This window comes from Pseudomonas sp. MRSN 12121 (assembly GCF_000931465.1).
In the GTDB taxonomy this organism is placed as follows: domain Bacteria; phylum Pseudomonadota; class Gammaproteobacteria; order Pseudomonadales; family Pseudomonadaceae; genus Aquipseudomonas.
Genome location: NZ_CP010892.1, coordinates 2,283,155 through 2,305,254, shown reverse-complemented (window position 1 = coordinate 2,305,254; position 22,100 = coordinate 2,283,155). Strand labels below are relative to the sequence as shown.

Genomic DNA, 22,100 nt, shown 5'->3' with positions numbered 1-22,100 from the left:
TACAGCGGGATCAGACCAGACGCGCGAGCATTTCCTTGGCTTCGCTTTTCTGACCGTCGTTACCTTCGCTGATGACTTCCCCGAGAATATCCCGCGCACCATCGTTATCGCCCATGTCGATATAGGCCTGGGCCAGATCGAGCTTGGTCGCCACCTCGTCGGCGCCAGAAAGGAAATCGAAATCCTCTTCGCCGGCACTGCCCGCCGCGTCATCCGCGGTAAAGGTCGGTTCGTCCAGCGCTGGCTGTTCGAGGCTCTGGGAAAAGCGGTCCAGCTCGGCGTTGACATCATCGAGCTCGGACGCGAATGCGTCCTTGGCATCGGGCTGCGCATCCATCTCGTCAGCCAGGGACAGATCGAAGTCCGCTGGCAGTTCAAGATCGTCGAGTGGCGCTTCGGTAACCGTTGGCACCTCGGCCGCCGGCAGATCCTTCAGATCGTCGTCCAGGCCGAGCAGGAAATCTTCGTCTGCTTGCGCCGCAGCAGGAAGATCCTCCCCCAGATCCAGATCGAAATCCGACAGATCGTCCAGACTTTCCTTGGCTTCGGTTTGCTGCTGCAGTACCGACTCGAAACTCAGGTCATCATCCAGCGGGAATTCGTCCAGCTCGAGTTCGGGTTCCGACGCGGCTGGAGCCAAGGACGCCGGCGAAGCCGCCTCCAGATCATCCAGGCTCAGATCGAAATCGGTGTCCAGGTCATCGACGACTGGCGCCGCAGCAGGCTCCTGCGGCTCATCGAGCAACAGTTCCTTGACGTATTGAGCATCCAGCTCTGCCGCGGCGGCGGCCGCCCCAAGCCCGGCGGCGGCAGCGACCGCCACCATCGCCGGGAAGCGGCTTTTCAGTTGTTCGACTTCAGCGTGGTTCTTGCCATTGGCCACCAACTGACGCTCTTGGGCCACAAAGGCGCTGCGATCACCCTGATGACCATAGACCTCCATCAGCTTCAGACGCAGTTCGCTACGCTGAGGCTCCAGCTTGACGGCCTCCTCCAGGATGGCCGCAGCCTGGTTCAGACGCCCTGCATCGATATGGGACTGAGCCTGGTCCAGGACATCGACCGGATGCTCGTTCGCGGCGACCACAGGCGCAACGGCCACGGGCGCCACGACTGGAGCTGGAGCTGGAGCTGGAGCTGGAGCTGGAGCTGGAGCTGGAGCTGGAGCTGGAGCTGGAGCTGGAGCGAGCTTGACGCTCGGAGCAGGAACTTCAAGGCCCTCGAAGCTGCTTTCCGGCAGATCCAGGTCCTTGGACAGCTCAGCCTCTTCAGACAGGGCACGCGCCATGCGCAGGTGCTTTTCCGCTTCCTGCTGAGCCTTGCGACGACGCGCCAGCAACAGCAGCAACAAGAGCACCAGCACCGCACCGCCGCCCGCCAGACCCAGGAGGATCGGGTTGGTCAGCAGCTCGTTGTACTTGTCTTCATCGGACGCCGGCGCGGGCGCCTGGGTAGACGGCTCTTCGGCTGGAGCCGCGGTGGCCGCCGGATCAGTCACCGGCGCGGCTGGAGCAGCAGGCTGCTCGGCCAGTTGCGCCGGCATCGCGGCCGATGGCTGCGCCGGCGCCGACGCGCCTTCGGCCTGCAACTTGGCCAATTGATCGTTCTTCAACTCGATCAGGCGCTGCAACTTGTCGAGCTGGCTCTGCAGGTCAGCCATCCGGCTTTTCAGCTCGGCGTTATCGCGCCGGGTCGAGTCGAGGCTTTCCTGGGTCACCGCCAGCTTGTTGCTCAGGGCCTGGCTGTCGCCGGCGGCCCCCTTGCCCCGCGCCTTGCCGGACTCGGCAGACACCAGGCTCAGATTGTCCTTGGCCGCGCCCTGCGCAGGCGCCTTGTCCGCACCCGCGCGCCGGGTGCCGTCCAGTTGCTGCTGGGCACCGCGCGGCGCCAGGCGACGCCCCTGGCGCCAGGCCGCATTCTGTGCCGCCACCTCGGCAATCGCTTGCGGCTGAGGCAGGCTGGTGCTCTGCACCGCGTCGGGCAGGCGCAACACTTGGCCGGTTTTCAGGCGGTTGATATTGCCATCGATGAAGGCGTCCGGGTTCAGCGCCTGGATGGCCAGCATGGTTTGCTGCACCGAGCCGCCATTGCGCGCCTTGGCGGCGATTTCCCACAGCGTGTCGCGGGGCGAGGTGGTGTATTGGGTAGGCTGGTTGGCGCCGGTAACCGGTGCCGAAACCGCCGGGGCCCGGGCTGCCGTGGATTGCGCGGCAGCTTCGGCGGTCTGCGGGGAAAACTTGGAGGGGTCGAGCAATACACTGTAATCGCGCAGCAGGCGGCCATTGGGCCACATCACCTGCACCAGGAACTTGACCATCGGTTCGGAGAGCGGCTGGCTCGAGGTAACCCGCAGGACACTCTTGCCACTGGCATTGAGTACCGGCGTGAAGCTCAGGTCATTGAGAAACGCCTGGCGGTCGACCCCGGCCTTGGCGAAATCTTCGGGCGAGGCCAGGCTCGGCACCACTTCGGCGGCAGTGAGATCCTTGACGTCCAGCAACTCGATTTCTGCAACCAGCGGCTGGTTCAGCGTCGACTTCAGGGTCAGCTCCCCGAGCCCAAGCGCCTGCGCCATACCGGAGGACAGCGCCGACGCGGCCGCTATTGCTAACACCAGTTTGCGAACTTGAACCATAGCCTCATCCTTTGTTTGAACATTCCTCGGCCAGCGAGAAGGTGTTGTAGCTGCTGCCCTGAGGCATTGCGCGCGGCCTGGGAGACCGCTTCGCTCGATTGTGTCTGCATGCCTTGGAAGCCCCTGACGGCAGCTCGCCTCCAGCACCAGCCAAGCTTAGCGCCCGGCTAGAATCATTCTGCAAATTGTTGCCAAGTATCTTTTACAGAAGGTCTTTTATCAACAACTCAGCCAGTTGCACGGCATTGAGCGCGGCCCCTTTGCGTACGTTATCTGACGTCAGCCACAGATTAAGTTCCGCCGGGTCGTCGATCCCCGCACGCACTCGACCAACGTAGACCACATCCTGCCCGACCGCATCGCCGACCGCGGTCGGATAGTCGCCCGCCTCCACCAGTTCCACGCCTGGTGCCGCTTCCAGCGCGGCATTCACCGCCTCCAGATCGATGGCGCCGCCTGACTGCAGAGTCACGCTATAGCTATCGCCAAAAAACACCGGGGCTTGAATGCAACTGACAGAAATCTTTAATAAAGGCTGTGCCAGCACTTCGCGCAACTCGCGGACCAGGCGTTTTTCCAACAAGGTATGACCCTGGGCGTCCGGCGTTCCGACCTGCGCCAGCAGATTGAACGCCATCTGCCGATCGAAGAAACGTGGCTCCAGCGGCCGGGCGTTGAGCAGTTCGGCGGTCTGCCGCGCCAGTTCGGTCACGGCCTCGCGCCCCTGGGTCGACACTGCCAGGCTGGCGACCAGGCTGACCCGCTGAATATCGAACAGGGCCTGCAAGGGGGCCAGGACCACGGCCAGCGAGGTGGCCGCAGCGCTTGGGCTGCTCAGTTGCACAGGCTTGCTCAGGCCGCTCAACAGCGCGCCATTGGCCTCTGGCACCAGGTTCGGCGCCTGCGCCGAAGGCAGCGCGCCCGACAGGTCGATCACCGCACAGCCGGCCGCCGTGGCCCGGGGCGCAAAACTCAGGGTCACCGCCGGGCCCGCGGCGAAAAAGGCCAGCCGTACCTTGGCGAAATCGAATTCGTCGACCTCGCGCACCCGCAGGTTCTTCCCGCGGAACAGCACCGAATGCCCCGCCGACTCGCTGCTGGCCAGCAGGTGCAGGCTGGCGACCGGAAAGTCGCGCTCTTCGAGAATCTGGACGAGGGTTTCGCCAACCGTTCCGGTGGCACCGATCACGGCGATATCAAAGGACTGGTTCATGGTGCTACCTCTGGCGAAACGGGGGGAGCGGCACTTTACCCGGCGCTTGGAAGCGAGGCAATTTCTCGACTCGCTGTTTGGCATCAGACTTTTCGTAAATAGTGTCGCGACCGGCCATCAGCCCCCCGCCCGGATATGAAAAAGCCCGCACCTCTTGCAAGGCACGGGCTTCGTCGATGCTTCAGGCGATCAACGCTCGAGCAGGATCCGCAGCATGCGGCGCAGCGGCTCGGCAGCGCCCCACAACAGCTGGTCGCCCACGGTGAACGCGCCGAGGAACTGCGAGCCCATGTTGAGCTTGCGCAGACGCCCCACCGGGATGTTCAGGGTGCCGGTGACCTTGGTCGGGCTCAGCTCCTGCATGCTGATGTCGCGCTGGTTCGGCACCAGCTTGACCCAGGGATTGTGCTGGCTGATCAGCCCTTCGATATCGGCGATCGGCACGTCCTTGTTCAGCTTGATGGTCAACGCCTGGCTGTGGCAGCGCATGGCGCCGATGCGCACGCAGATGCCATCGACCGGGATCGGGCTCTTGAACCGGCCGAGGATCTTGTTGGTTTCGGCCTGGGCCTTCCACTCTTCGCGGCTCTGGCCGTTCGGCAGTTCCTTGTCGATCCACGGGATCAGGCTGCCGGCCAGCGGCACGCCGAAGTTCTCGGTCGGATAGGCATCGCTGCGCATGGCTTCGGCGACCTTGCGGTCGATGTCGAGAATGGCGCTGGCCGGGTTGGCCAGGTCATCCGCCACGGCGGCGTGGGTCGCGCCCATCTGCTTGATCAGTTCACGCATGTTCTGCGCGCCGGCGCCGGAGGCCGCCTGATAGGTCATGGCGCTCATCCATTCCACCAGGCCCGCCTCGAACAGGCCACCCAGGCCCATCAGCATCAGGCTGACGGTGCAATTGCCGCCGATGTAGTTCTTGGTGCCGGAGTCCAGTTGCTGGTCGATGACCTTGCGGTTCACCGGATCGAGGATGATCACCGCGTCGTCCTGCATGCGCAGACTGGACGCGGCATCGATCCAGTAGCCCTGCCAGCCGGCTTCGCGCAGCTTGGGGAAGACTTCGCTGGTGTAGTCGCCGCCCTGGCAGGTCAGAATCACATCGAGGGTCTTCAGCTCTTCAATGCTGTAAGCGTCCTTGAGCGGAGCAATGTCCTTGCCCACGGACGGGCCTTGGCCACCGACATTGGACGTGGTGAAAAACACCGGCTCGATAAGATCGAAGTCCTGCTCTTCAAGCATCCGCTGCATGAGCACGGAACCGACCATACCGCGCCAACCGATCAGACCTACACGTTTCATCGCAACTACACCTATACAAAAGTGGGCCACCGTCTGAGCGGTGGGCCCGAAAGATTACAGATTCCGCAGCGCGGCGACTACTGCATCGCCCATTTCCTGCGTCCCCACCCGGGTGCAACCGGCCGACCAGATGTCGCCCGTGCGCAGGCCCTGGTCCAGCACGCGGCTTACGGCCTGCTCGATGGCATCCGCCGCGTCGTTCAGGTTGAAGCTGTAACGCAGCATCATCGACACCGACAGGATGGTCGCCAGCGGGTTGGCGATGCCCTGCCCGGCAATGTCCGGGGCCGAACCGTGGCAGGGCTCGTACATGCCCTTGTTGTTGGCATCCAGCGAGGCCGACGGCAGCATGCCGATGGAACCGGTAAGCATCGACGCTTCGTCGGAAAGGATGTCGCCGAACATGTTGTCGGTGACGATCACGTCGAACTGCTTGGGCGCCCGCACCAGTTGCATGGCGGCGTTGTCGACGTACATGTGGCTCAGCTCGACATCCGGGTAATCCTTGGCCACTTGCTCGACCACTTCGCGCCACAGCTGGCTGGACGCCAGGACGTTGGCCTTGTCCACCGAGCACAGCTTCTTGCCGCGCACGCGGGCCATGTCGAAACCGACGCGGGCGATACGGCGGATTTCGCTCTCGCTGTACGGCAGGGTGTCATAGGACTGGCGCTCGCCGTTTTCCAGCGTGCGGGTGCCGCGCGGGGCGCCGAAGTAGATGCCGCCGGTCAGCTCGCGAACGATGAGGATATCCAGGCCAGACACGATCTCCGGCTTGAGGCTGGAAGCGTCGGCCAGTTGCGGGTAGAGAATCGCCGGACGCAGGTTGCCGAACAGGCCCAGTTGCGCACGAATCTTCAACAGGCCGCGCTCAGGGCGGATATCGCGCTCGATCTTGTCCCATTTCGGGCCGCCCACCGCGCCCAGCAGCACGGCATCGGCCGCGCGCGCGCGGTCCAGGGTTTCATCGGCCAGCGGCACGCCGTGCTTGTCGATGGCGGCGCCACCGATCACATCGTGATTCAACTCGAAGCCCAGGCTGTACTTGGCGTTGGCCAGTTCCAGCACCTTGACCGCCTCGGCCATGATTTCCGGACCGATACCGTCACCCGGGAGAATCAGAATCTGCTTGCTCATGCTTTCCTCATTTGCTCTGTCGGTGTGCTGGGCACGCCCGGAAAAATGCTACCTGCTGCGTCCGTTGCTCTTGTAGAGAACGAAGCACGGGCCTGAATCTCAAGCCCGTCGTGTTTTTGCAAAATGGCTTCGGAGCCTAGCGCGAGCACGCCCGCGCCGACAAATGCCAATCAAGCGTCGCGGAACAACCAGGGCTGGCTGGCCCGATGCTTGGTCTCGAAGGCCGCGATCGCGTCGCTGTCCTGCAAGGTCAGGCCGATATCGTCCAGGCCGTTGAGCAGGCAATGCTTGCGGAACGCGTCGATCTCGAACTTCAGCACCTTGCCATCGGGACGGGTCACGGTCTGGGCCTGCAGATCGATCTGCAGCTGGTAGCCGGGAGTTGTCTCGACCTGCTGGAACAGTTCGTCGACTTCCGCGTCGCTCAGGATGATCGGCAGCAAGCCGTTCTTGAAGCTGTTGTTGAAGAAGATGTCGGCGTAGCTCGGGGCGATGATGCTGCGAAAACCATACTCCTCCAGCGCCCAGGGTGCGTGCTCGCGGCTGGAGCCGCAACCGAAGTTTTCCCGGGCCAGCAACACGCTGGCGCCCTGGTAGCGCTCGGCATTGAGCACGAAGTCCTTGTTCAGCGGGCGCTTGGAGTTGTCCTGGTACGGCTGGCCGACATCCAGGTAACGCCATTCGTCGAACAGGTTCGGGCCGAAGCCGGTGCGCTTGATCGACTTGAGGAATTGCTTGGGGATGATCTGGTCGGTGTCGACGTTGGCACGATCCAAAGGCGCGACAAGACCGGTGTGCTGGGTGAAAGCTTTCATGCTGCGCTCCTTAGATCAATTCACGGACATCGACGAAACGCCCGCTGACGGCTGCCGCGGCGGCCATGGCTGGGCTGACCAGGTGAGTACGGCCACCGGCGCCCTGGCGACCTTCGAAGTTGCGGTTCGAGGTCGACGCGCAATGCTCGCCGGATTCCAGGCGGTCCGGGTTCATCGCCAGGCACATCGAGCAGCCCGGCTCGCGCCATTCGAAGCCGGCCTCGAGGAAGATCTTGTCCAGGCCTTCCGCCTCCGCCTGGGCCTTCACCAGGCCCGAGCCCGGCACCACGATGGCCTGCTTGATGGTCGAGGCGACCTTGCGGCCCTTGGCGATGACGGCCGCGGCGCGCAGGTCCTCGATCCGCGAGTTGGTGCAGGAACCGATGAATACCCGGTCCAGCTGGATGTCGGTGATCGCCTGGTTGGCGGTCAAGCCCATGTATTTCAAGGCACGGACGATCGAGTCGCGCTTGACCAGGTCCGTTTCCCTGGCCGGGTCCGGCACGTTCTGGTCGACGGCCAGCACCATTTCCGGGGAGGTGCCCCAGCTGACCTGCGGCTTGATCTGCGCGGCGTCCAGCTCGACCACGGTGTCGAAAACCGCATCGGCGTCGGACACCAGGTCTTTCCAGGCGGCGACGGCGAGGTCCCACTCTGCGCCTTTCGGCGCGAACGGACGGCCCTTGACGTATTCCACGGTCTTTTCGTCCGCCGCCACCAGGCCCACCCGGGCACCGGCCTCGATGGACATGTTGCAGATGGTCATGCGGCCTTCGATGGACAGGTCGCGAATCGCGCTGCCGGCGAACTCGATGGCATGGCCGTTACCGCCGGCGGTGCCGATCTTGCCGATCACGGCCAGGACGATGTCCTTAGCGGTCACGCCAAAGGGCAATTTGCCCTCGACCCGCACCAGCATGTTCTTCATTTTCTTGGCGACCAGGCACTGGGTGGCGAGCACGTGCTCGACCTCGGAGGTGCCGATCCCGTGGGCCAGGGCGCCGAAGGCACCGTGGGTCGAGGTGTGCGAGTCGCCGCAGACCACGGTCATGCCAGGCAAGGTGGCACCCTGCTCCGGGCCGATGACGTGGACGATGCCCTGGCGCACGTCGTTCATCTTGAATTCGACGATGCCGTATTCGTCGCAGTTGTCATCGAGGGTCTGCACCTGCAGGCGCGAAACCTGATCGGCGATGGCAGCGATGCCGCCCTTGCGCTCCGGCGTGGTCGGCACGTTGTGATCCGGGGTCGCGATGTTGGCGTCGATCCGCCAAGGCTTGCGCCCGGCCAGGCGCAGGCCTTCGAAGGCTTGCGGCGAGGTCACTTCATGGATGATGTGACGATCGATGTAGATCAGCGCCGAACCATCGTCGCGCTGCTTGACCAAATGCGAATCCCAGAGCTTGTCGTAGAGCGTTTTGCCGGCCATCAGACGGTTCCTCATCATTTTCTATGCCGCGGGTCTCTGACACCGGTCAATAACCCCTTGGCTTGTGAGGCTGATGCTATGGCGTTACATTAAATAACTCAAATTCATATTTTTTATACTTTGGATAACCAACTGGAATACAAATATGGACCTGGCCAACCTCAATGCCTTTATCGCGATCGCCGAGACCGGCAGCTTCTCCGGGGCCGGTGAGCGCCTGCACCTGACCCAGCCCGCCATCAGCAAGCGCATCGCCGGTCTTGAGCAGCAACTCAACGTGCGCCTGTTCGATCGCCTGGGTCGCGAAGTGGGCCTGACCGAGGCCGGCCGGGCCCTGCTGCCGCGGGCCTACCAGATTCTCAACGTGCTGGACGACACCCGCCGGGCGCTGACCAACCTCACCGGCGAAGTCAGTGGCCGCCTGACCCTGGCCACCAGCCACCATATCGGCCTGCACCGCTTGCCGCCCTTGTTGCGCGCTTTCACCCGCCGTTATCCGGAAGTGGCCCTGGACATCCAGTTCCTCGACTCGGAAGTGGCCTACGAAGAGATCCTGCACGGCCGCGCCGAACTGGCGGTGATCACCCTGGCCCCCGAACCGCATGCCCTGGTCAAGGCCACGCCGGTCTGGGACGACCCGCTGGACTTCGTCGCCGCCCCCGAGCATCCGCTGGTGAGCAACGGCACGGTCAGCCTGGCCGATATCGCCCTGCATCCGGCGGTATTTCCCGGCGGCAATACCTTTACCCACCATATTGTCCAGCGCCTGTTCGAGGCCCAGGGGCTGACCCCGAACATCGCCATGAGCACCAACTACCTGGAAACCATCAAGATGATGGTTTCCATCGGCCTGGCCTGGAGCGTCCTGCCCCGCACCATGCTCGACGAGCAGGTAGCCCGCATTCCATTGCCGGGCATACAGCTCACTCGCCAGCTAGGCTATATCCTGCATACCGAACGGACGCTGTCGAATGCCGCGCGGGCCTTCATGGCTTTACTGGATGCACAAGTCGACTGGCCAGGGATCAAGGCATAAGAGCCCGGGCATGACTTGTGCCAGCCATTGATCCCCCGAATCCCGCGCCAACGCTCTTTTCAGCCCAAGGCCCGCTGCTCATGCCCAAACCCGCTGACCGCACACCGCCCATGCCACGCATTCACGCGCTCGACCCCAAGGAGTCCGAGCAAAGCTGGGAGAGCGCCCCGCAGCTGCTGGCGGCCCTCAACGGCGCACGCCTGGGTGCCTGGTACTGGGACATCGAGAGCGGGCAAATCAGTTGGTCGCGGGGGACCCAGGCGCTGTTCGGCTTCGATCCGCGCCAACCGCTGCCCAAGGACCTGGAATACCTCGACCTGCTGCCGGAAGAGGATCGGGCCAGGACCATCCGCGCCTTTCATTCGGTGCTGGCCGGCGCGCCGCTGGAACAGGCGATGCACCACCGCATCCGCTGGCCGGACGGCAGCCTGCACTGGCTGGAAATCAACGGCAGCGTCCTGCCGGACAAAAACGGCAAGCCCCGAATGATCGGGGTGATCCGCGAGATCACCCAGCAGCGCCAACGGGAACAGGCGCTCAGCAGTTCGGAAAAACGCTTCGCCACGCTATTTCACCTGTGCCCCAACATGGTGCTGCTGACCCGCCTGGAGGATGGCCTGATCAGCGAAGCCAACCAGTACTTCGAAAGCCTGTTCGGCTGGCCGGTCCAACACGTCATCGGCCGTACCACCCTCGAACTGGGCCTGTGGGTCGACGTGGAACAACGCGCACAACTGATCAAGGCCGTGCAGAAAAGGGGCCAGGCCGCCAGCCTCGAAGTGCAGTTGCGCGCCAGCAACGGGCAGATTCACGACGGCATCCTCAGCGCCCAGAAGGTCGAGCTGGAAGGCCAGGCCTACCTGCTCAGCACCTTCCTCGATACCAGCGAACGCAAGCTTGCCGAACAAGCCCTCAAAGACAGCCAGGAACGCCTCGACCTGGCCCTGGACTCGGCCCAGCTCGGCACCTGGGACTGGCACATTCCCAGCGGCATGCTCTACGGCTCGGCCCGCGCCGCGCAATTGCACGGCCTGGAACCACAGCCGTTCCACGAGTCGTTCGATGCCTTTTTCGAAGGCGTGCCCGACGAAGAGCGCAGCACCATGCGCGACGCCTATCGCAGCCTGCGCGAGGGGCCGGCCGGCAGTTATCAACTGACCTACCGCGTACAACTGGCCGACGGCTCGTCACGCTTCCTGGAAAGCCGTGCCCGCCTCTATCGCGACGAGCAGGGCAACCCGCTGCGCATGGCCGGGACCTTGCTGGACATCACCGAACAGGTCGAGCGCGAGCAACGCCTGGCGACCTCGGAAGAGAAATTCGCCAGCCTGTTCCAGGTCAGCCCGGACCCGATCTGCGTCACGCTCCAGGAAACCGGGCAGTTCATCGAGATCAACTCCAGCTTTACCCAGACGTTCGGCTGGACCGTCGACGAAGTACTCAACCGCAGCGCCGACCAGATCGGCCTGTGGGACGACTCCGCCCAGCGCCTGCAACGGGTCGAGCAGGTGATCCGCGAACAGGCGCTGAACAACGTCGCGGTGGTGGTCCGGCACAAGGACGGGCAACTCCTGACCTGCATCATTTCCAGCCGGCAGATCACCGTCGACAAACAGCCCTGCATCGTCACCACGCTGCGCGACATCACCCAGCAGCAACGCGCCGAGGCCGCCCTGAAGGCCAGCGAAGAGAAGTTCGCCAAGGCCTTCCACTCCAGCCCCGACGCCATCACCATCACCGAGCGCGACACCGGGCGTTACCTGGAAGTCAACGACGGCTTCTGCCGCCTGACCGGCTACCGCGCCGAAGAAGTGATCGGCCGCACCGTGTATCAGGTCGGCATCTGGGCCGAGGAAAAACAGCGCGCGCTCCTGCTCGCCGAGCTGCAGCTCAAGGGCCGGGTCCATCACCTGGAAATGCTCGGGCGCAACAAGCACGGCGACCTGCTGACGGTCGAAGTCTCGGTCGAGCCCATTACCCTCAATGAAACCGACTGCCTGCTGCTCACCGCGCGGGATGTCAGCCTGCTGAAGAATGCCCAGGCGCAGATTCGCCACCTGGCCTACCACGACCCGCTGACCAACCTGCCCAACCGCGCCCTGCTGATGGATCGCCTGAGCCAGCAGATCGCCCTGCTCAAGCGCCACAATCTGCGCGGCGCCCTGCTGTTCCTCGACCTGGATCATTTCAAGCACATCAACGACTCCCTCGGTCACCCGGTGGGCGACACCGTGCTGAAGATCGTCACCGCGCGGCTCGAGGCCAGCGTGCGCATGGAAGACACGGTCGCGCGCCTGGGCGGCGACGAGTTCGTGGTCCTGCTCAGCGGCCTGGAAGGCACGCGCAACGAGGTCAACGATCAGGTCCGGGAGCTGGCCGACACCCTGCGCGAACTGCTCTCCGAGCCGATGTTCCTCGACGGCCAGCGCCTGCAGGTGACGCCGAGCATCGGCGTCGCCCTGATTCCCGATCATGGCTCGACCCCCACCGACCTGCTCAAGCGCGCCGATATCGCGCTGTACCGGGCCAAGGACTCCGGGCGCAACACCACCCAGATGTTCCACAACACCATGCAGAAAGCCGCCAGCGAGCGCCTGCGCATGGAAACCGACCTGCGCCTGGCCTTGTCCCGGGGCGAATTCAGCGTGCACTTCCAGCCGCAAGTGGATGCCCGTGGCAACCGGATCGTCGGTGCCGAGACCCTGGTGCGGTGGCATCACCCCGAACTGGGGGCCCAGCCACCCAACGAATTCATCAAGGTCCTGGAAGAAAGCGGCCTGATCCTCGAAGTCGGCACCTGGATTCTCGACGAGGCCTGCCAGGCCTTCAGCCGCCTGATCGCCGAGGGGCTGGTGGACCCGCTCGACTTCCGCCTGTGCGTGAACATCAGCCCGCGGCAATTTCGCCAGAACGACTTCGTCGAACGTATCGAGCGCAGCCTGAGCCATTATCAGATCCCGCCTGCGCTGCTGAAGCTGGAAATCACCGAAGGCATCGTGATCCAGAACCTGGAAGACACCATCAGCAAGATGCGCCGGCTGAAAAAACTCGGCGTCAGTTTCGCCATGGACGACTTCGGCACAGGCTACTCGTCGCTGACCTACCTCAAGCGCCTGCCGGTGGACACGCTGAAAATCGATCAATCCTTCGTCCGCGACGCCACGCACGATCCCAACGACGCCGAGATCGTGCGCGCCATCGTCGCCATGGCGCGCAGCCTGAACCTGGAGGTGATCGCCGAAGGGGTGGAAACCGTCAAACAACTGGAATTTCTCCAGGGCCTGGGCTGCCACCTGTACCAGGGTTATCTGCACAGCCGGCCGCTGCCGCTGGAGGAGCTGAAGGCGCTGCTGGCGTGAATCACCAGCGCGCCAAGCGCCGGCCCGGCAGGCAGCGGCCGGGCAATTGCCAGTGTTTCGCGCAACCTGTAGGGTCGCCTTCTTTGCGACAGCCCCACGAGATCGATCATGCAGGATGCAACCCTCCCCCGCCCGGCCCTGCTGGGCATTGACCTTGGCACCACCAACAGCCTGATCGCCGTCTGGCAGGACGGCCGCGCCCAGTTGATCCCCAATGCCCTCGGCGATGTCCTCACCCCATCGGTGGTCAGCGTCGATGACGACGACAGCATTCTGGTCGGCCAGGCGGCGCGGGCCCGCCTGACTACCCACCCGCAACGCACAGCCGCCGCCTTCAAGCGCTTCATGGGCAGCGACAAGCGTCTGGAACTGGGCGACCGCTCGTTCAGCCCGGAGGAACTCTCGGCGCTAGTGATCGGTTCGCTCAAGCAGGACGCCGAAGCCTTTCTCGGCCATCCGGTGCAGGAGGCGGTGGTTTCGGTGCCCGCCTACTTCAGCGACGAGCAGCGCAAACGCACGCTGTTCGCCGCCGAACTGGCGGGCCTGACGGTGTCTCGGCTGATCAACGAGCCCACCGCCGCCGCCATGGCCTACGGCCTGCATGAACAGAAGTTCGAACGCACGCTGATCTTCGACCTGGGCGGCGGCACCTTCGACGTCACGGTGCTGGAATATGCGCTGCCGTTGATCGAGGTCCACGCCTCCACCGGCGACAACTTTCTGGGCGGCGAAGACTTCACCGATGCCTTGTTGCAGGCCTGCCTCAAGGACTGGCAATTGACCCCGGAGCAGCTCGACGCCCACGGCATGGCCAGCCTGGGCGACGCCCTGGAGCAGCTCAAGCGCAAGCTCGGCGAAGGTCCGCAGGCGCTGAGCTGGCGTCATGGCGACCAGACTCATGAATGGGCCCTGGACGAAGGCCTGGCGCTGAAGATCTGGGAGCCGCTGCTGGGCCGGCTGCGGGCGCCCATCGAGCAGGCCCTGCGCGACGCCCGCCTCAAGCCCCGCGACCTCGACAGCCTGGTGCTGGTGGGCGGCGCGACCCGGATGCCGGCGGTGCAGCAAATGGTCGCCACGCTGTTCGGACGCCTGCCTTACCGCCACCTCGACCCGGACACCATCGTCGCCCTGGGCGCCGCCACCCAGGCGGCCTGCAAGGCCCGGGATGGGGCCATCGAAGAACTGATCCTGACCGACGTCTGTCCCTACACCCTGGGAATCCTGACCCGCCGTGGCGAAGTCAACGGGGTCTTTTCGCCGATCATCGAACGCAACACGGTAATCCCGACGTCACGAGTGAAGCAGTTTCACACCACCTACCCGAACCAGGATCTGATCAGCATCGAGGTGTACCAGGGGGAGCGGCCCTGGGTGCGGGACAATATTTTCATCGACGCCTTCACCGTGCCGTTGACGCCCAGCGAACAGATCCAGGATCTCGACGTGCGCTTCAGCTATGACATCAACGGCCTGCTCGAGGTCGACGTGACGCTGCTCGCCAGCGGCGAACGCCATAGCCACAGCATCGACCGCAGCCCCACCGGGCTCGACGAACAAGCCCGGCAAGCCAGCCATGAACGGCTGACCGCGCTGAAAATCCACCCCCGCGACGCCCTGCCCAACCGCACCCTGCTGGCTCGCCTGGAACGGGCGTGGATGCAAAGCCTGGGGGAAGAACGCGAACGGATCGCCGACTGGCTGGACACCTTCACCAGCGTGCTCGGCGGCCAGCGACCGTCAGAGATCGCCAGCCACCGTACCCAGTTGAACCAGGCGCTGGATCAACTGCACCTCTAACCCTCGAGCCGTCGCAACGCCGCCTGCAAGCCTCCGGGCAGTGCCTCTTCTGCAGCACTGTCCGGCACCACGCCATAGCGGTTGGGCAGCTTGTCGCCGGGGAAGGCGAACAACACCAGCGGCAGAAACGGAAAGAACGGCGACAGGCAACCCAGCACCAGCAAGGTCGGGATGCCACGGCCGATGTCATGCAGTCGGCGCAGCGTGGCGCCGAGCAAGAACACGATGCCCAGCAACAGCACGGCGATCCCGGATGTCGACTCACCGCTGAACAACGCCAGCACCGGGGCAGCCAGCAGTGTGCCCAGCACCTGCCAGATAAACGCCCCACGCCCCAGCCGGCTGCCCAGGCGCCAGAACGCCCCGGCCGGCACAGGGCGGCTGTCGGCCTTGGCCAGCAGCAGACGTTCGCTCCAGGACAGCAGCGCACTGAAGGCAAACCGCAGGCCGAGCCCATGGGCGGGGTTGTCCTTGGCCCGCTGCATGCGCAGCAGCACTTTCTGTCGCGGCACACCGGCACTGCCGTAACGCACCAGCCCCTTGAGCACATCGAGGGCCAGGTAAAAGGCATCGCTGTCGATCCCTTCGTCTTCGATCAGCGTCTGCCGGGGCGGGTGTGGCGGCTCGCCCTTGATCAAGCCGTGGCGAAAGCCGTCGAACCAGTCCTGGGGGTTGGTGATCTCGGTGATCCTGTCCAGCAGATAGCGACGCTGCTGCGCATCGACCAGCGGATCGTGATAGAGCACGCCGCTCAGGAGCATGCGCCCGAGCAGATCGTCGCCGAAGGCATGCAGGTCGCCGCGCATGCACTCGAGCAAGCGGTCGTTGCTCAGCAGCCGCGCGCTGTCGAGCGCCTCTTGAACGCCGAGCAACTGCCGGGCGAGCATGGCGTGCACCGGATCCTCCACCTGCAGCCAGCCGAGCAGACCGCTGAGGTCGCCCTGTTCGCGACTCAATCGGCACAACAGCGGTTGTACTCGACTGAGCGGATGCGCGGGATTGAACTCCAGGCGTTCCAGGCATTGCCCGTCGATCGCTTGCAGCCAGCGTTCCGGCTGATCCAGCAAGGCCAGCAGGAACATCGTCTGGGCATGCCACTGCCACACAGCCCCGGCCTGCCCTGGCGACGGCAAGACGACGCCACGCTGGCTCAACTGCAACAGCAGGTTCAGTAACGTCAGGTCGCTGTCGGCGTCCTGATCGCTCAACGCAAAGACTTCGCCGATACGCTCCAGCGCAGCCTGGCCGTAGGGGCGCAATCGGCGCAGCCACAACCGGCAAATCTTGTGCGGCTCACCTTGCTCAAGCGCCCCGGCCAGCGGCTCGAACGCCGCCCCTTCGTCGACGAACGCCGTCATCGCCAGCGGGATCGGCGCCTGGCGCAACCAGCGCAGATGCTGCCCAGCCTGGTACTTGAACCCGCTCAGCACCAACCCTTCGAGCGCATCCACGGGCATCGGCTCATCCAGCACCTGCTGCAACAGCTGCGCATCGCCGCGGTGCAAGGCCCAGGCATGCCGGTACAGGCGCAACAATCGGCTGTCGCCGTGCTCGCCCAACAACAGCGCCAGCAGTGGAAGTTCATCGCCGCGCATCCGCCAGTCGATAAAGCTTTGCGCCAGGCCTTGCAGGTGCAGGTCGAGTTGCCCAATGCCCATCCAGCGCGCCAGGGTCTCGGGACGTTGGGACGGGCTGCCGTATTTCTGAGTGGCGAGGCCAAAATCGGCTGGCCAGTCGCTGACATCCGCCAGACGATCGAAGGCCTGGATCAACAGCGGCAGACAGTCCGGTTGGCGCTTGGCGCACAAGGCCAGCAACTGGCTTTCGGCCTTGGGGTGGCGCTGCTCCTGCCAAAGACGGATCCAGCAGGGCAGTGCCTGATCGTCCAGCCCCAGCAGGCTGCTCTGGCTCGCCAGCAAATACAGCCAGTCCAGATCGTCCGGCGCTTCGCGCTGCTGCTCGATACACAGCTGCAACAACCCCTGGCCGCCGATGCCGGCCTGAGTGAAACGCACCAGCAGGCGCTTGATAAACCGCGGATCGTTCGGCAGCGGCAGGCAGGTGGGCTGGCTGGCGAAGTCCTCGAACTCATGGAGCGGACGCTGGGTGAAAATGAAATCGAGACTGCGCGCGTACCACAGGCTTTCCACCTGTGCAGCGGCCGACCAGTTGTTCATTCCTGTGGTGTCGAAAGGTTCCGGCTCCTTGAGCCGGTTGAGGAAAGCCTCGACGTGCCGGGCCTGATCGAAGCCCAGCTCCAGCAGTTGCCGCTCCCAGCCCACGCGCGCGGCCAGCAGCCCCGCTCCGTCGTGGGAGAACGGCCCGGCTTCGAGCATTTTCCTGAACAGGCCCCAACGCATGTCATCCAGCTCGCCGAGCGGCAACCGGTCCAGGCTTTTGACAAAGGCCTGCCAGGCCTCCAGGTTGAAGCGTCGCGCAGGGTCTTTCAGTAACGCGTCCAGCTCGATAAAGGTCTGCTGCGCCGGCGACTCGTAAGGCTCTGGCGAATGCTCTTCGTCTTCGGCCTCATCCTCTTCCTCGTCGTCGCGCGCCAGCCGGATAGCACTTTCGTAGGCCTGGCGCAGCGCCTGGAAACCTTCGGGGTCCGTCTCCGGATGATGCTCCGGCAGACGTGCCCGATAGGCATCGCGAATCAATGTTTCATCGGTGGTGGGTTCGATGCCCAGGCGTATCCAGCAACTCATGACCAGTCGAACTCCTCAAGCGATGCCGGGCATTGCGGCAATTCCAGATCCAGGTGCCAGGGCAGGTCCGCAAGGAAGGTGGGCATGTGTCGATGAAGCTCCCGGCCGACAAGCAGCGTCGTGGGGAATTGCCCCTGGCGGTCCAGTTCGAAAGCGAGCTCGTCGTCACTGTTACCCAGGCAACCCCAGAACGATCGACCGATCAGGAACCCGTTGAAATAGGCCAGCCAGCTGCCGTAGTGATATTGCGCCCTGACGGCCAGCCGACTGTGCAGCCAAAGGCTCTCGGCCTGGTCGATCCAGCGGTTGCGCACGCCACAACGCAAGAGAAAACCCATGCGCCCGTAGTCCCAGGACAGGATCCCGCCCGGCCCGCAACTGCCAAAGGTGCGGCTGGCGAACTCATGGAGGACGCGCTCCCGGGGCTCGAGGGTTTCGAGCAGCGCCTGCCATTCACTGGGCAAACAGCGCTGCCAGGCGCGATAGGCCCCGTCGAGGTGCCTGGCATGCCCCCCATCGGTCATGCGCTTGAGCATGTCCAGCAATTGCGGCCGGTCATTGAGACCCCAACTGCCTTGCAAGTCGATGGCTTGCGGGTTGGCAAAGAACGCCGGCTCGGCGTATTCGGCGGGAGGATTAAGCGCCACCATCGGCGCAGAGAGGCCGTACAGCCAGCGCTGTTGAATCTCATCCATGAAAAGGCTCCAGGCCGACCGCAGAGAAATGGGGGTCGGCAAAACTGCGGCGGATTGTAGAGAAACGTCACCCCGCGGCAAAGTCGCGCGCAGGTTTTCTTGCGCACACAAAAAGGCCCCGACGGGTCGGGGCCTTCATCCAGCGGCTTATCGTCCGTTCAGACGCGCGGCCGGTGCATCAGTGTTGCAGAGCGGGCTGCGCCCCGTTGATCGGGATGCGCTTGGCCTTGGCCTCTTCCGGGATCACGCGCAACAGGTCGATGCTCAGCAGACCGTTGCTCAGGCCGGCGGCCTTGATCTCGATATGATCGGCCAGGCGGAAGGACAGCTTGAACGCACGCTGGGCGATGCCCTGGTGCAGGAAGGTCACGCCTTCGTTGGCGTCACGCTTGCCGCCACTGATGGTCAGCACGCCCTTCTCCACCTGCAGCTCCAGGTCTTCTTCCTGGAAGCCAGCGGCGGCCACGACGATGCGGTATTGGTCATCACCGTGTTTTTCAACGTTGTAGGGCGGGTAGGTGCTGCCTGGCTCGTTGCGCAGGGCGGTTTCGAACAGGTCGTTGAAACGGTCGAAACCCACCGAGGAACGGAACAGTGGCGCGAGGGAAAATGCAGTACTCATGGTTCAAATCTCCTGAAAACAATCAGCAAGTTTTTTATCTCCGCGACCCGAATTCGGCATCGCGTAACCCTTAGATAGGGACCGCCGATTGCATTTCAAGAGACTTTTCGCAGATTTTTTTCAGGCCGCCTCGGCCACCGGCAACCCCAGCAGGCGCGACACCTGGTCCGGCTCGGTTTCACGACGCAGGACGGTGAACAGCGCCACCGCCTCGGGATAATTGCGGGTCAGCATCGCCAGCCACTGCTTCAGCCGACCGGGCGATTGGCGCGCCGTCATCTGCGCCTTGGCTTGCAGCCAGAAGTCCTGGATCAGCGGCATCAGCTCGGCCCAGGTCATCTCGACCACCTCTTCCCCGGCCTGCGCGGCGGCGATCTGCCGGGCCAGGTCCGGACGCGACACCAGGCCGCGACCGAGCATGATGTCTTCCACGCCACTGATTTCACGGCAGCGACGCCAATCCTCGACGCTCCAGATATCGCCGTTGGCGAACACCGGCACCTTGACCACGTCCTGCACCCGGGGAATCCACTCCCAGTGCGCCGGCGGCTTGTAGCCATCCACCTTGGTCCGCGCATGCACCACGATATGCTCGGCGCCCCCTTCGGCCAGCGCCGTGGCACACACCAGCGAGCCGTCCGGACTGTCGAACCCCAGGCGCATCTTGGCCGTCACCGGAATATGTGCCGGCACCGCGCGCCGCACATGCTCGACGATCCGGTTGAGCAGTTCCGGCTCCTTGAGCAGCACCGCGCCGCCACGGGATTTGTTGACGGTCTTGGCCGGGCAGCCGAAGTTCAGGTCGATGACCTCGGAACCCAGTTCACAGGCCAGCGCCGCGTTTTCCGCCAGGCACGCCGGATCGGAACCCAGCAGTTGCACCCGCAGCGGTACGCCGGACGCCGTTCGGGCGCCGTTCAACAATTCGGGGCCGAACTTGTGGAAATAGGCCGGCGTGAGCAACTGATCGTTGACCCGGATGAACTCGGTCACGCACCAGTCGATACCACCCACCCGGGTCAGCACGTCCCGCAGGATGTCGTCGACCAACCCCTCCATGGGCGCCAAAGCAATTTGCATGAATCACACTCAACGTAGAACGCAAAAAAAACGTGCGGCAGTTTACTGGGTTTCGAGGGGAGCAGGTATTTCGACGGGCAGACAGTTGCCGCCCGCGAAGACCACCAGGCGAATCAGTTCGCGCCTTGCAGTGCCGGCCCGTAACCCTCGAGAAACTCCGTCGGCATGCGCTTGGGCTTGCCGCTGGACAGCTCGATGCAGACGAACGTGGTCTGGGCCCGCAGCAGGGTCGCGCCGTCGCTCGGACGCATCAGCTGGAAACGCCGCGTCATCTTCAGGCGCTGGTCCCAGTCGACGATCCAGGTCGCCAGCTGCAACTCGTCGCCTTCATAGGCCGATGCCAGGTAGTCGATCTCGTGCCGGACCACCGCCATGGCCCGGTCCAGGCGGCGGTACTCGCTCAGGTCCAGGCCCAGGCGCTGGGAATGCCGCCAGGCGCAGCGCTCGAGCCAGGTGACATAGACCGCATTGTTGGCGTGCCCCAAGCCGTCGATGTCTTCGGCGCCCACCTGCAGGTCGATGATAAACGGCGTTGCCAGATCCCAGCCCATGCCCCACTCCCGGTCAGATTATTCGACCGGCGCAGTGTAACGGATGCTCAGGCGGATTGGCGCGCCAGCAGACTTCGACGGCCAGCCAACAGCGCCAGGACGCCGTCGATCACCCGCGGGTCGGCCAGCACCCGCTGATGGCCACCTTCCTTAAGGCGCAACAAACGGCTGTCGAACCAGGCGTCGTGGATCAGCTCGGATTCCTTGACCGGGACAAAGTTGTCGTCTTCGGCATGCACGATCAACCCGGGCACATCCAGCTGGTAGCGCGCAACATCCAGGGCCGCGGCGCGCATGCCGACATCCTGCTCCACCTGGCGGATAAAGGCCGAGCGCGCCCGGGGCGGCAAGCGCATATAACGGGCAAAACCACGCAATACCCCGAGTATTCGCGCCGGGGCGGCAATACTCACCAGGGTCTCGGTGCGCAGGCCCAACTGCACCGCCAGCATGGCACTGGCGCCACCCATGGAGTGACCGATGACCGCGCGCAGCGGCGGCAACTCCGCGGCGGCCTCGAGCAAAGCCCGGGCAAACAGCACTATATTCGCCTCGCGCCCCGGAGAGCGCCCGTGAGCGGGGCCGTCCAGCGCCACGACGCTGTAACCCGCGCCGACCAGCGCGTTGATCAGGCTGGCGAACTGCGTGGGCCGCCCTTCCCAACCGTGCATCAGCAATACCGCGGGGCCCTGGCCCCAACGCAATGCCGAGAGCCCGAAACGCAGGGTAATGCGCTCGGAACGCGCCAGCAGCGGCAACTCCCAGTCCCGCGGCAGCCGCTCGCGCGGCGTCATGAAAAGCAGGCGCATCTTGCTCGCGACCAGCTTCGGTGCAATCCAGCCCAAGGTGCCATTAACGCCACGAATCCAACTCAACGTGCTCATCGCTCTCTCCTCAGGCCAGCGCCTCAGGTCATAGCACCGCCGACTTGGCGGCGCGCAGTAAACGATCCGACAGCTCCCCCGCTCCCAACGCCCGGGCAAGGGACAGGCCGCCCACCATCAGGGCCAGGTCGGCCAGCGCCTTGTCGGTGTCTTCAGGGGTGCTGGCCAACTGCGCCAGCATCAGTTCGATGTGTTCATTCAGGACCTTGCGAAAATCTTCCGGCAGCCGGCCCATCTCCCCGACCGAGGCCGGGATCGGACAGGCCTGCTCGGTGGAATCGCGGTGCTTGCGCGACAGATAGAAGGCTGCCACCAGGGCGCGCCGCTCTTCGCCGGTCAGCGAAGCGTCCATATCGGCGATCAGGCCGCGCCGCTGCGCCAGCAACTGGCTGAACGCTTCCAGCATCAAGGCATCCTTGCTTTCGAAGTGAGCATAGAAACCACCGACCGTCAGGCCGGCAGCCCCCATCACCTCGCCCACACTCGGCTCGGCCGGGCCACGTTGCACCAGCGCGGAACTGGCAGCCTGGAGAATACGTTCGCGGGTTTGAGCTTTTTTATCGTTCATCGTTGCCTCCGAATATTACGATCAAAATATTATTCTCATAATAAATTTTCGCAAGTCGTTAGTGTGACCACCGGTCAGAAGAACAGTCAGGAGAGAAAGGGAGAATTGGCCAAACGCCAGAAAAACAAAAGGGCCATTCAATAATTGAATGACCCTTATAAATCCCGCAGAGCGGGTAATCGTGGCGTCCCCTAGGGGACTCGAACCCCTGTTACCGCCGTGAAAGGGCGGTGTCCTAGGCCACTAGACGAAGGGGACACAAACCCTTCTAT

At 64.0% G+C, this 22,100-nt stretch carries 16 protein-coding genes and 1 tRNA gene; 3 read left to right on the top strand and 14 right to left on the bottom strand.

The window, feature by feature from the left end:
- Positions 1-10: 10 nt before the first annotated feature.
- The 6 genes from TO66_RS10535 to leuC all read right to left on the bottom strand — a co-directional run bounded on the left by TO66_RS10535 (position 11) and on the right by leuC (position 8,531).
- On the bottom strand, positions 11-2,635 hold the full coding sequence (locus TO66_RS10535; RefSeq protein ID WP_044462272.1) for a FimV/HubP family polar landmark protein: 2,625 nt from the start codon (positions 2,633-2,635) through the stop codon (positions 11-13).
- A 202-nt stretch (positions 2,636-2,837) separates the two neighbouring features.
- On the bottom strand, positions 2,838-3,848 hold the full coding sequence (locus tag TO66_RS10530) for an aspartate-semialdehyde dehydrogenase (protein ID WP_044462271.1): 1,011 nt from the start codon (positions 3,846-3,848) through the stop codon (positions 2,838-2,840).
- A gap of 189 nt (positions 3,849-4,037) precedes the next feature.
- A complete protein-coding gene (asd, locus tag TO66_RS10525; RefSeq protein ID WP_007921989.1) occupies positions 4,038-5,150 on the bottom strand; it encodes an aspartate-semialdehyde dehydrogenase in 1,113 nt (370 codons plus the stop codon).
- Between the two features lie 54 nt (positions 5,151-5,204).
- Positions 5,205-6,287, bottom strand: a complete 1,083-nt coding sequence (gene leuB / locus TO66_RS10520) for a 3-isopropylmalate dehydrogenase (RefSeq protein ID WP_044462270.1) — start codon at positions 6,285-6,287, stop codon at positions 5,205-5,207.
- 170 nt (positions 6,288-6,457) lie between these two features.
- Positions 6,458-7,102, bottom strand: coding sequence for a 3-isopropylmalate dehydratase small subunit (gene leuD / locus TO66_RS10515; protein WP_044462269.1), 645 nt, complete (start codon positions 7,100-7,102; stop codon positions 6,458-6,460).
- A gap of 10 nt (positions 7,103-7,112) precedes the next feature.
- Positions 7,113-8,531 carry a 3-isopropylmalate dehydratase large subunit gene (leuC, locus tag TO66_RS10510; protein ID WP_044462268.1) on the bottom strand — a complete coding sequence of 473 codons (1,419 nt, stop codon included), beginning with the start codon at positions 8,529-8,531 and terminating at the stop codon, positions 7,113-7,115.
- 145 nt (positions 8,532-8,676) lie between these two features.
- On the opposite strand from leuC, the gene TO66_RS10505 reads away from it, so the two are divergent.
- The 3 genes from TO66_RS10505 to TO66_RS10495 all read left to right on the top strand — a co-directional run bounded on the left by TO66_RS10505 (position 8,677) and on the right by TO66_RS10495 (position 14,723).
- A complete protein-coding gene (locus tag TO66_RS10505) occupies positions 8,677-9,567 on the top strand; it encodes a LysR family transcriptional regulator (RefSeq protein WP_044462267.1) in 891 nt (296 codons plus the stop codon).
- Positions 9,568-9,647: 80 nt separating this feature from the next.
- Positions 9,648-12,926, top strand: a complete 3,279-nt coding sequence (locus TO66_RS10500; protein WP_044462266.1) for an EAL domain-containing protein — start codon at positions 9,648-9,650, stop codon at positions 12,924-12,926.
- 108 nt (positions 12,927-13,034) lie between these two features.
- Positions 13,035-14,723, top strand: coding sequence for a molecular chaperone HscC (locus tag TO66_RS10495; protein ID WP_044462265.1), 1,689 nt, complete (start codon positions 13,035-13,037; stop codon positions 14,721-14,723).
- On the opposite strand, the gene TO66_RS10490 is transcribed toward TO66_RS10495, so the two are convergent.
- From TO66_RS10490 to TO66_RS10455, 8 genes are all read right to left on the bottom strand, one after another.
- Positions 14,720-17,428 carry a DUF805 domain-containing protein gene (locus tag TO66_RS10490; protein WP_044462264.1) on the bottom strand — a complete coding sequence of 903 codons (2,709 nt, stop codon included), beginning with the start codon at positions 17,426-17,428 and terminating at the stop codon, positions 14,720-14,722. The genes TO66_RS10495 and TO66_RS10490 overlap by 4 nt on opposite strands.
- A complete protein-coding gene (locus TO66_RS10485) occupies positions 17,425-18,123 on the bottom strand; it encodes a DUF1266 domain-containing protein (RefSeq protein ID WP_044462263.1) in 699 nt (232 codons plus the stop codon). Before TO66_RS10485 ends, TO66_RS10490 begins: the two co-directional genes overlap by 4 nt.
- Before the next feature lie 178 nt (positions 18,124-18,301).
- A complete protein-coding gene (locus TO66_RS10480; protein WP_011333344.1) occupies positions 18,302-18,745 on the bottom strand; it encodes an Hsp20 family protein in 444 nt (147 codons plus the stop codon).
- 120 nt (positions 18,746-18,865) lie between these two features.
- Complete coding sequence (locus TO66_RS10475; protein ID WP_044462262.1) at positions 18,866-19,825, bottom strand: tRNA-dihydrouridine synthase; 960 nt, start codon at positions 19,823-19,825, stop codon at positions 18,866-18,868.
- A gap of 113 nt (positions 19,826-19,938) precedes the next feature.
- Positions 19,939-20,376, bottom strand: coding sequence for a thioesterase family protein (locus TO66_RS10470; protein WP_044462261.1), 438 nt, complete (start codon positions 20,374-20,376; stop codon positions 19,939-19,941).
- Between the two features lie 47 nt (positions 20,377-20,423).
- Entirely contained in the window at positions 20,424-21,260 is an 837-nt protein-coding gene (locus TO66_RS10465) for an alpha/beta fold hydrolase (protein ID WP_044462260.1), read from the bottom strand.
- 28 nt (positions 21,261-21,288) lie between these two features.
- The gene (locus tag TO66_RS10460) at positions 21,289-21,828 is read right to left on the bottom strand and encodes a TetR/AcrR family transcriptional regulator (protein ID WP_044462259.1); all 540 of its coding nucleotides are present in this window, start codon (positions 21,826-21,828) and stop codon (positions 21,289-21,291) included.
- Positions 21,829-22,010: 182 nt separating this feature from the next.
- Positions 22,011-22,086: transfer RNA gene (locus TO66_RS10455), tRNA-Glu, on the bottom strand.
- Between the last annotated feature and the right edge of the window lie 14 nt (positions 22,087-22,100).

Excerpts from the sequence above, each read along its gene's own strand:
- TO66_RS10530 (WP_044462271.1), bottom strand. The coding sequence starts at position 3,848 with ATGAACCAGTCCTTTGATATCGCCGTGATCGGTGCCACCGGAACGGTT.
- TO66_RS10465 (WP_044462260.1), bottom strand. The coding sequence starts at position 21,260 with ATGAGCACGTTGAGTTGGATTCGTGGCGTTAATGGCACCTTGGGCTGG.
- asd (WP_007921989.1), bottom strand. The coding sequence starts at position 5,150 with ATGAAACGTGTAGGTCTGATCGGTTGGCGCGGTATGGTCGGTTCCGTG.
- TO66_RS10485 (WP_044462263.1), bottom strand. The coding sequence starts at position 18,123 with ATGGATGAGATTCAACAGCGCTGGCTGTACGGCCTCTCTGCGCCGATG.
- TO66_RS10460 (WP_044462259.1), bottom strand. The coding sequence starts at position 21,828 with ATGAACGATAAAAAAGCTCAAACCCGCGAACGTATTCTCCAGGCTGCC.
- TO66_RS10500 (WP_044462266.1), top strand. The coding sequence starts at position 9,648 with ATGCCCAAACCCGCTGACCGCACACCGCCCATGCCACGCATTCACGCG.
- TO66_RS10505 (WP_044462267.1), top strand. The coding sequence starts at position 8,677 with ATGGACCTGGCCAACCTCAATGCCTTTATCGCGATCGCCGAGACCGGC.
- leuD (WP_044462269.1), bottom strand. The coding sequence starts at position 7,102 with ATGAAAGCTTTCACCCAGCACACCGGTCTTGTCGCGCCTTTGGATCGT.
- leuC (WP_044462268.1), bottom strand. The coding sequence starts at position 8,531 with ATGGCCGGCAAAACGCTCTACGACAAGCTCTGGGATTCGCATTTGGTC.
- TO66_RS10495 (WP_044462265.1), top strand. The coding sequence starts at position 13,035 with ATGCAGGATGCAACCCTCCCCCGCCCGGCCCTGCTGGGCATTGACCTT.
- TO66_RS10480 (WP_011333344.1), bottom strand. The coding sequence starts at position 18,745 with ATGAGTACTGCATTTTCCCTCGCGCCACTGTTCCGTTCCTCGGTGGGT.
- TO66_RS10470 (WP_044462261.1), bottom strand. The coding sequence starts at position 20,376 with ATGGGCTGGGATCTGGCAACGCCGTTTATCATCGACCTGCAGGTGGGC.
- TO66_RS10490 (WP_044462264.1), bottom strand. The coding sequence starts at position 17,428 with ATGAGTTGCTGGATACGCCTGGGCATCGAACCCACCACCGATGAAACA.
- TO66_RS10475 (WP_044462262.1), bottom strand. The coding sequence starts at position 19,825 with ATGCAAATTGCTTTGGCGCCCATGGAGGGGTTGGTCGACGACATCCTG.
- TO66_RS10535 (WP_044462272.1), bottom strand. The coding sequence starts at position 2,635 with ATGGTTCAAGTTCGCAAACTGGTGTTAGCAATAGCGGCCGCGTCGGCG.
- leuB (WP_044462270.1), bottom strand. The coding sequence starts at position 6,287 with ATGAGCAAGCAGATTCTGATTCTCCCGGGTGACGGTATCGGTCCGGAA.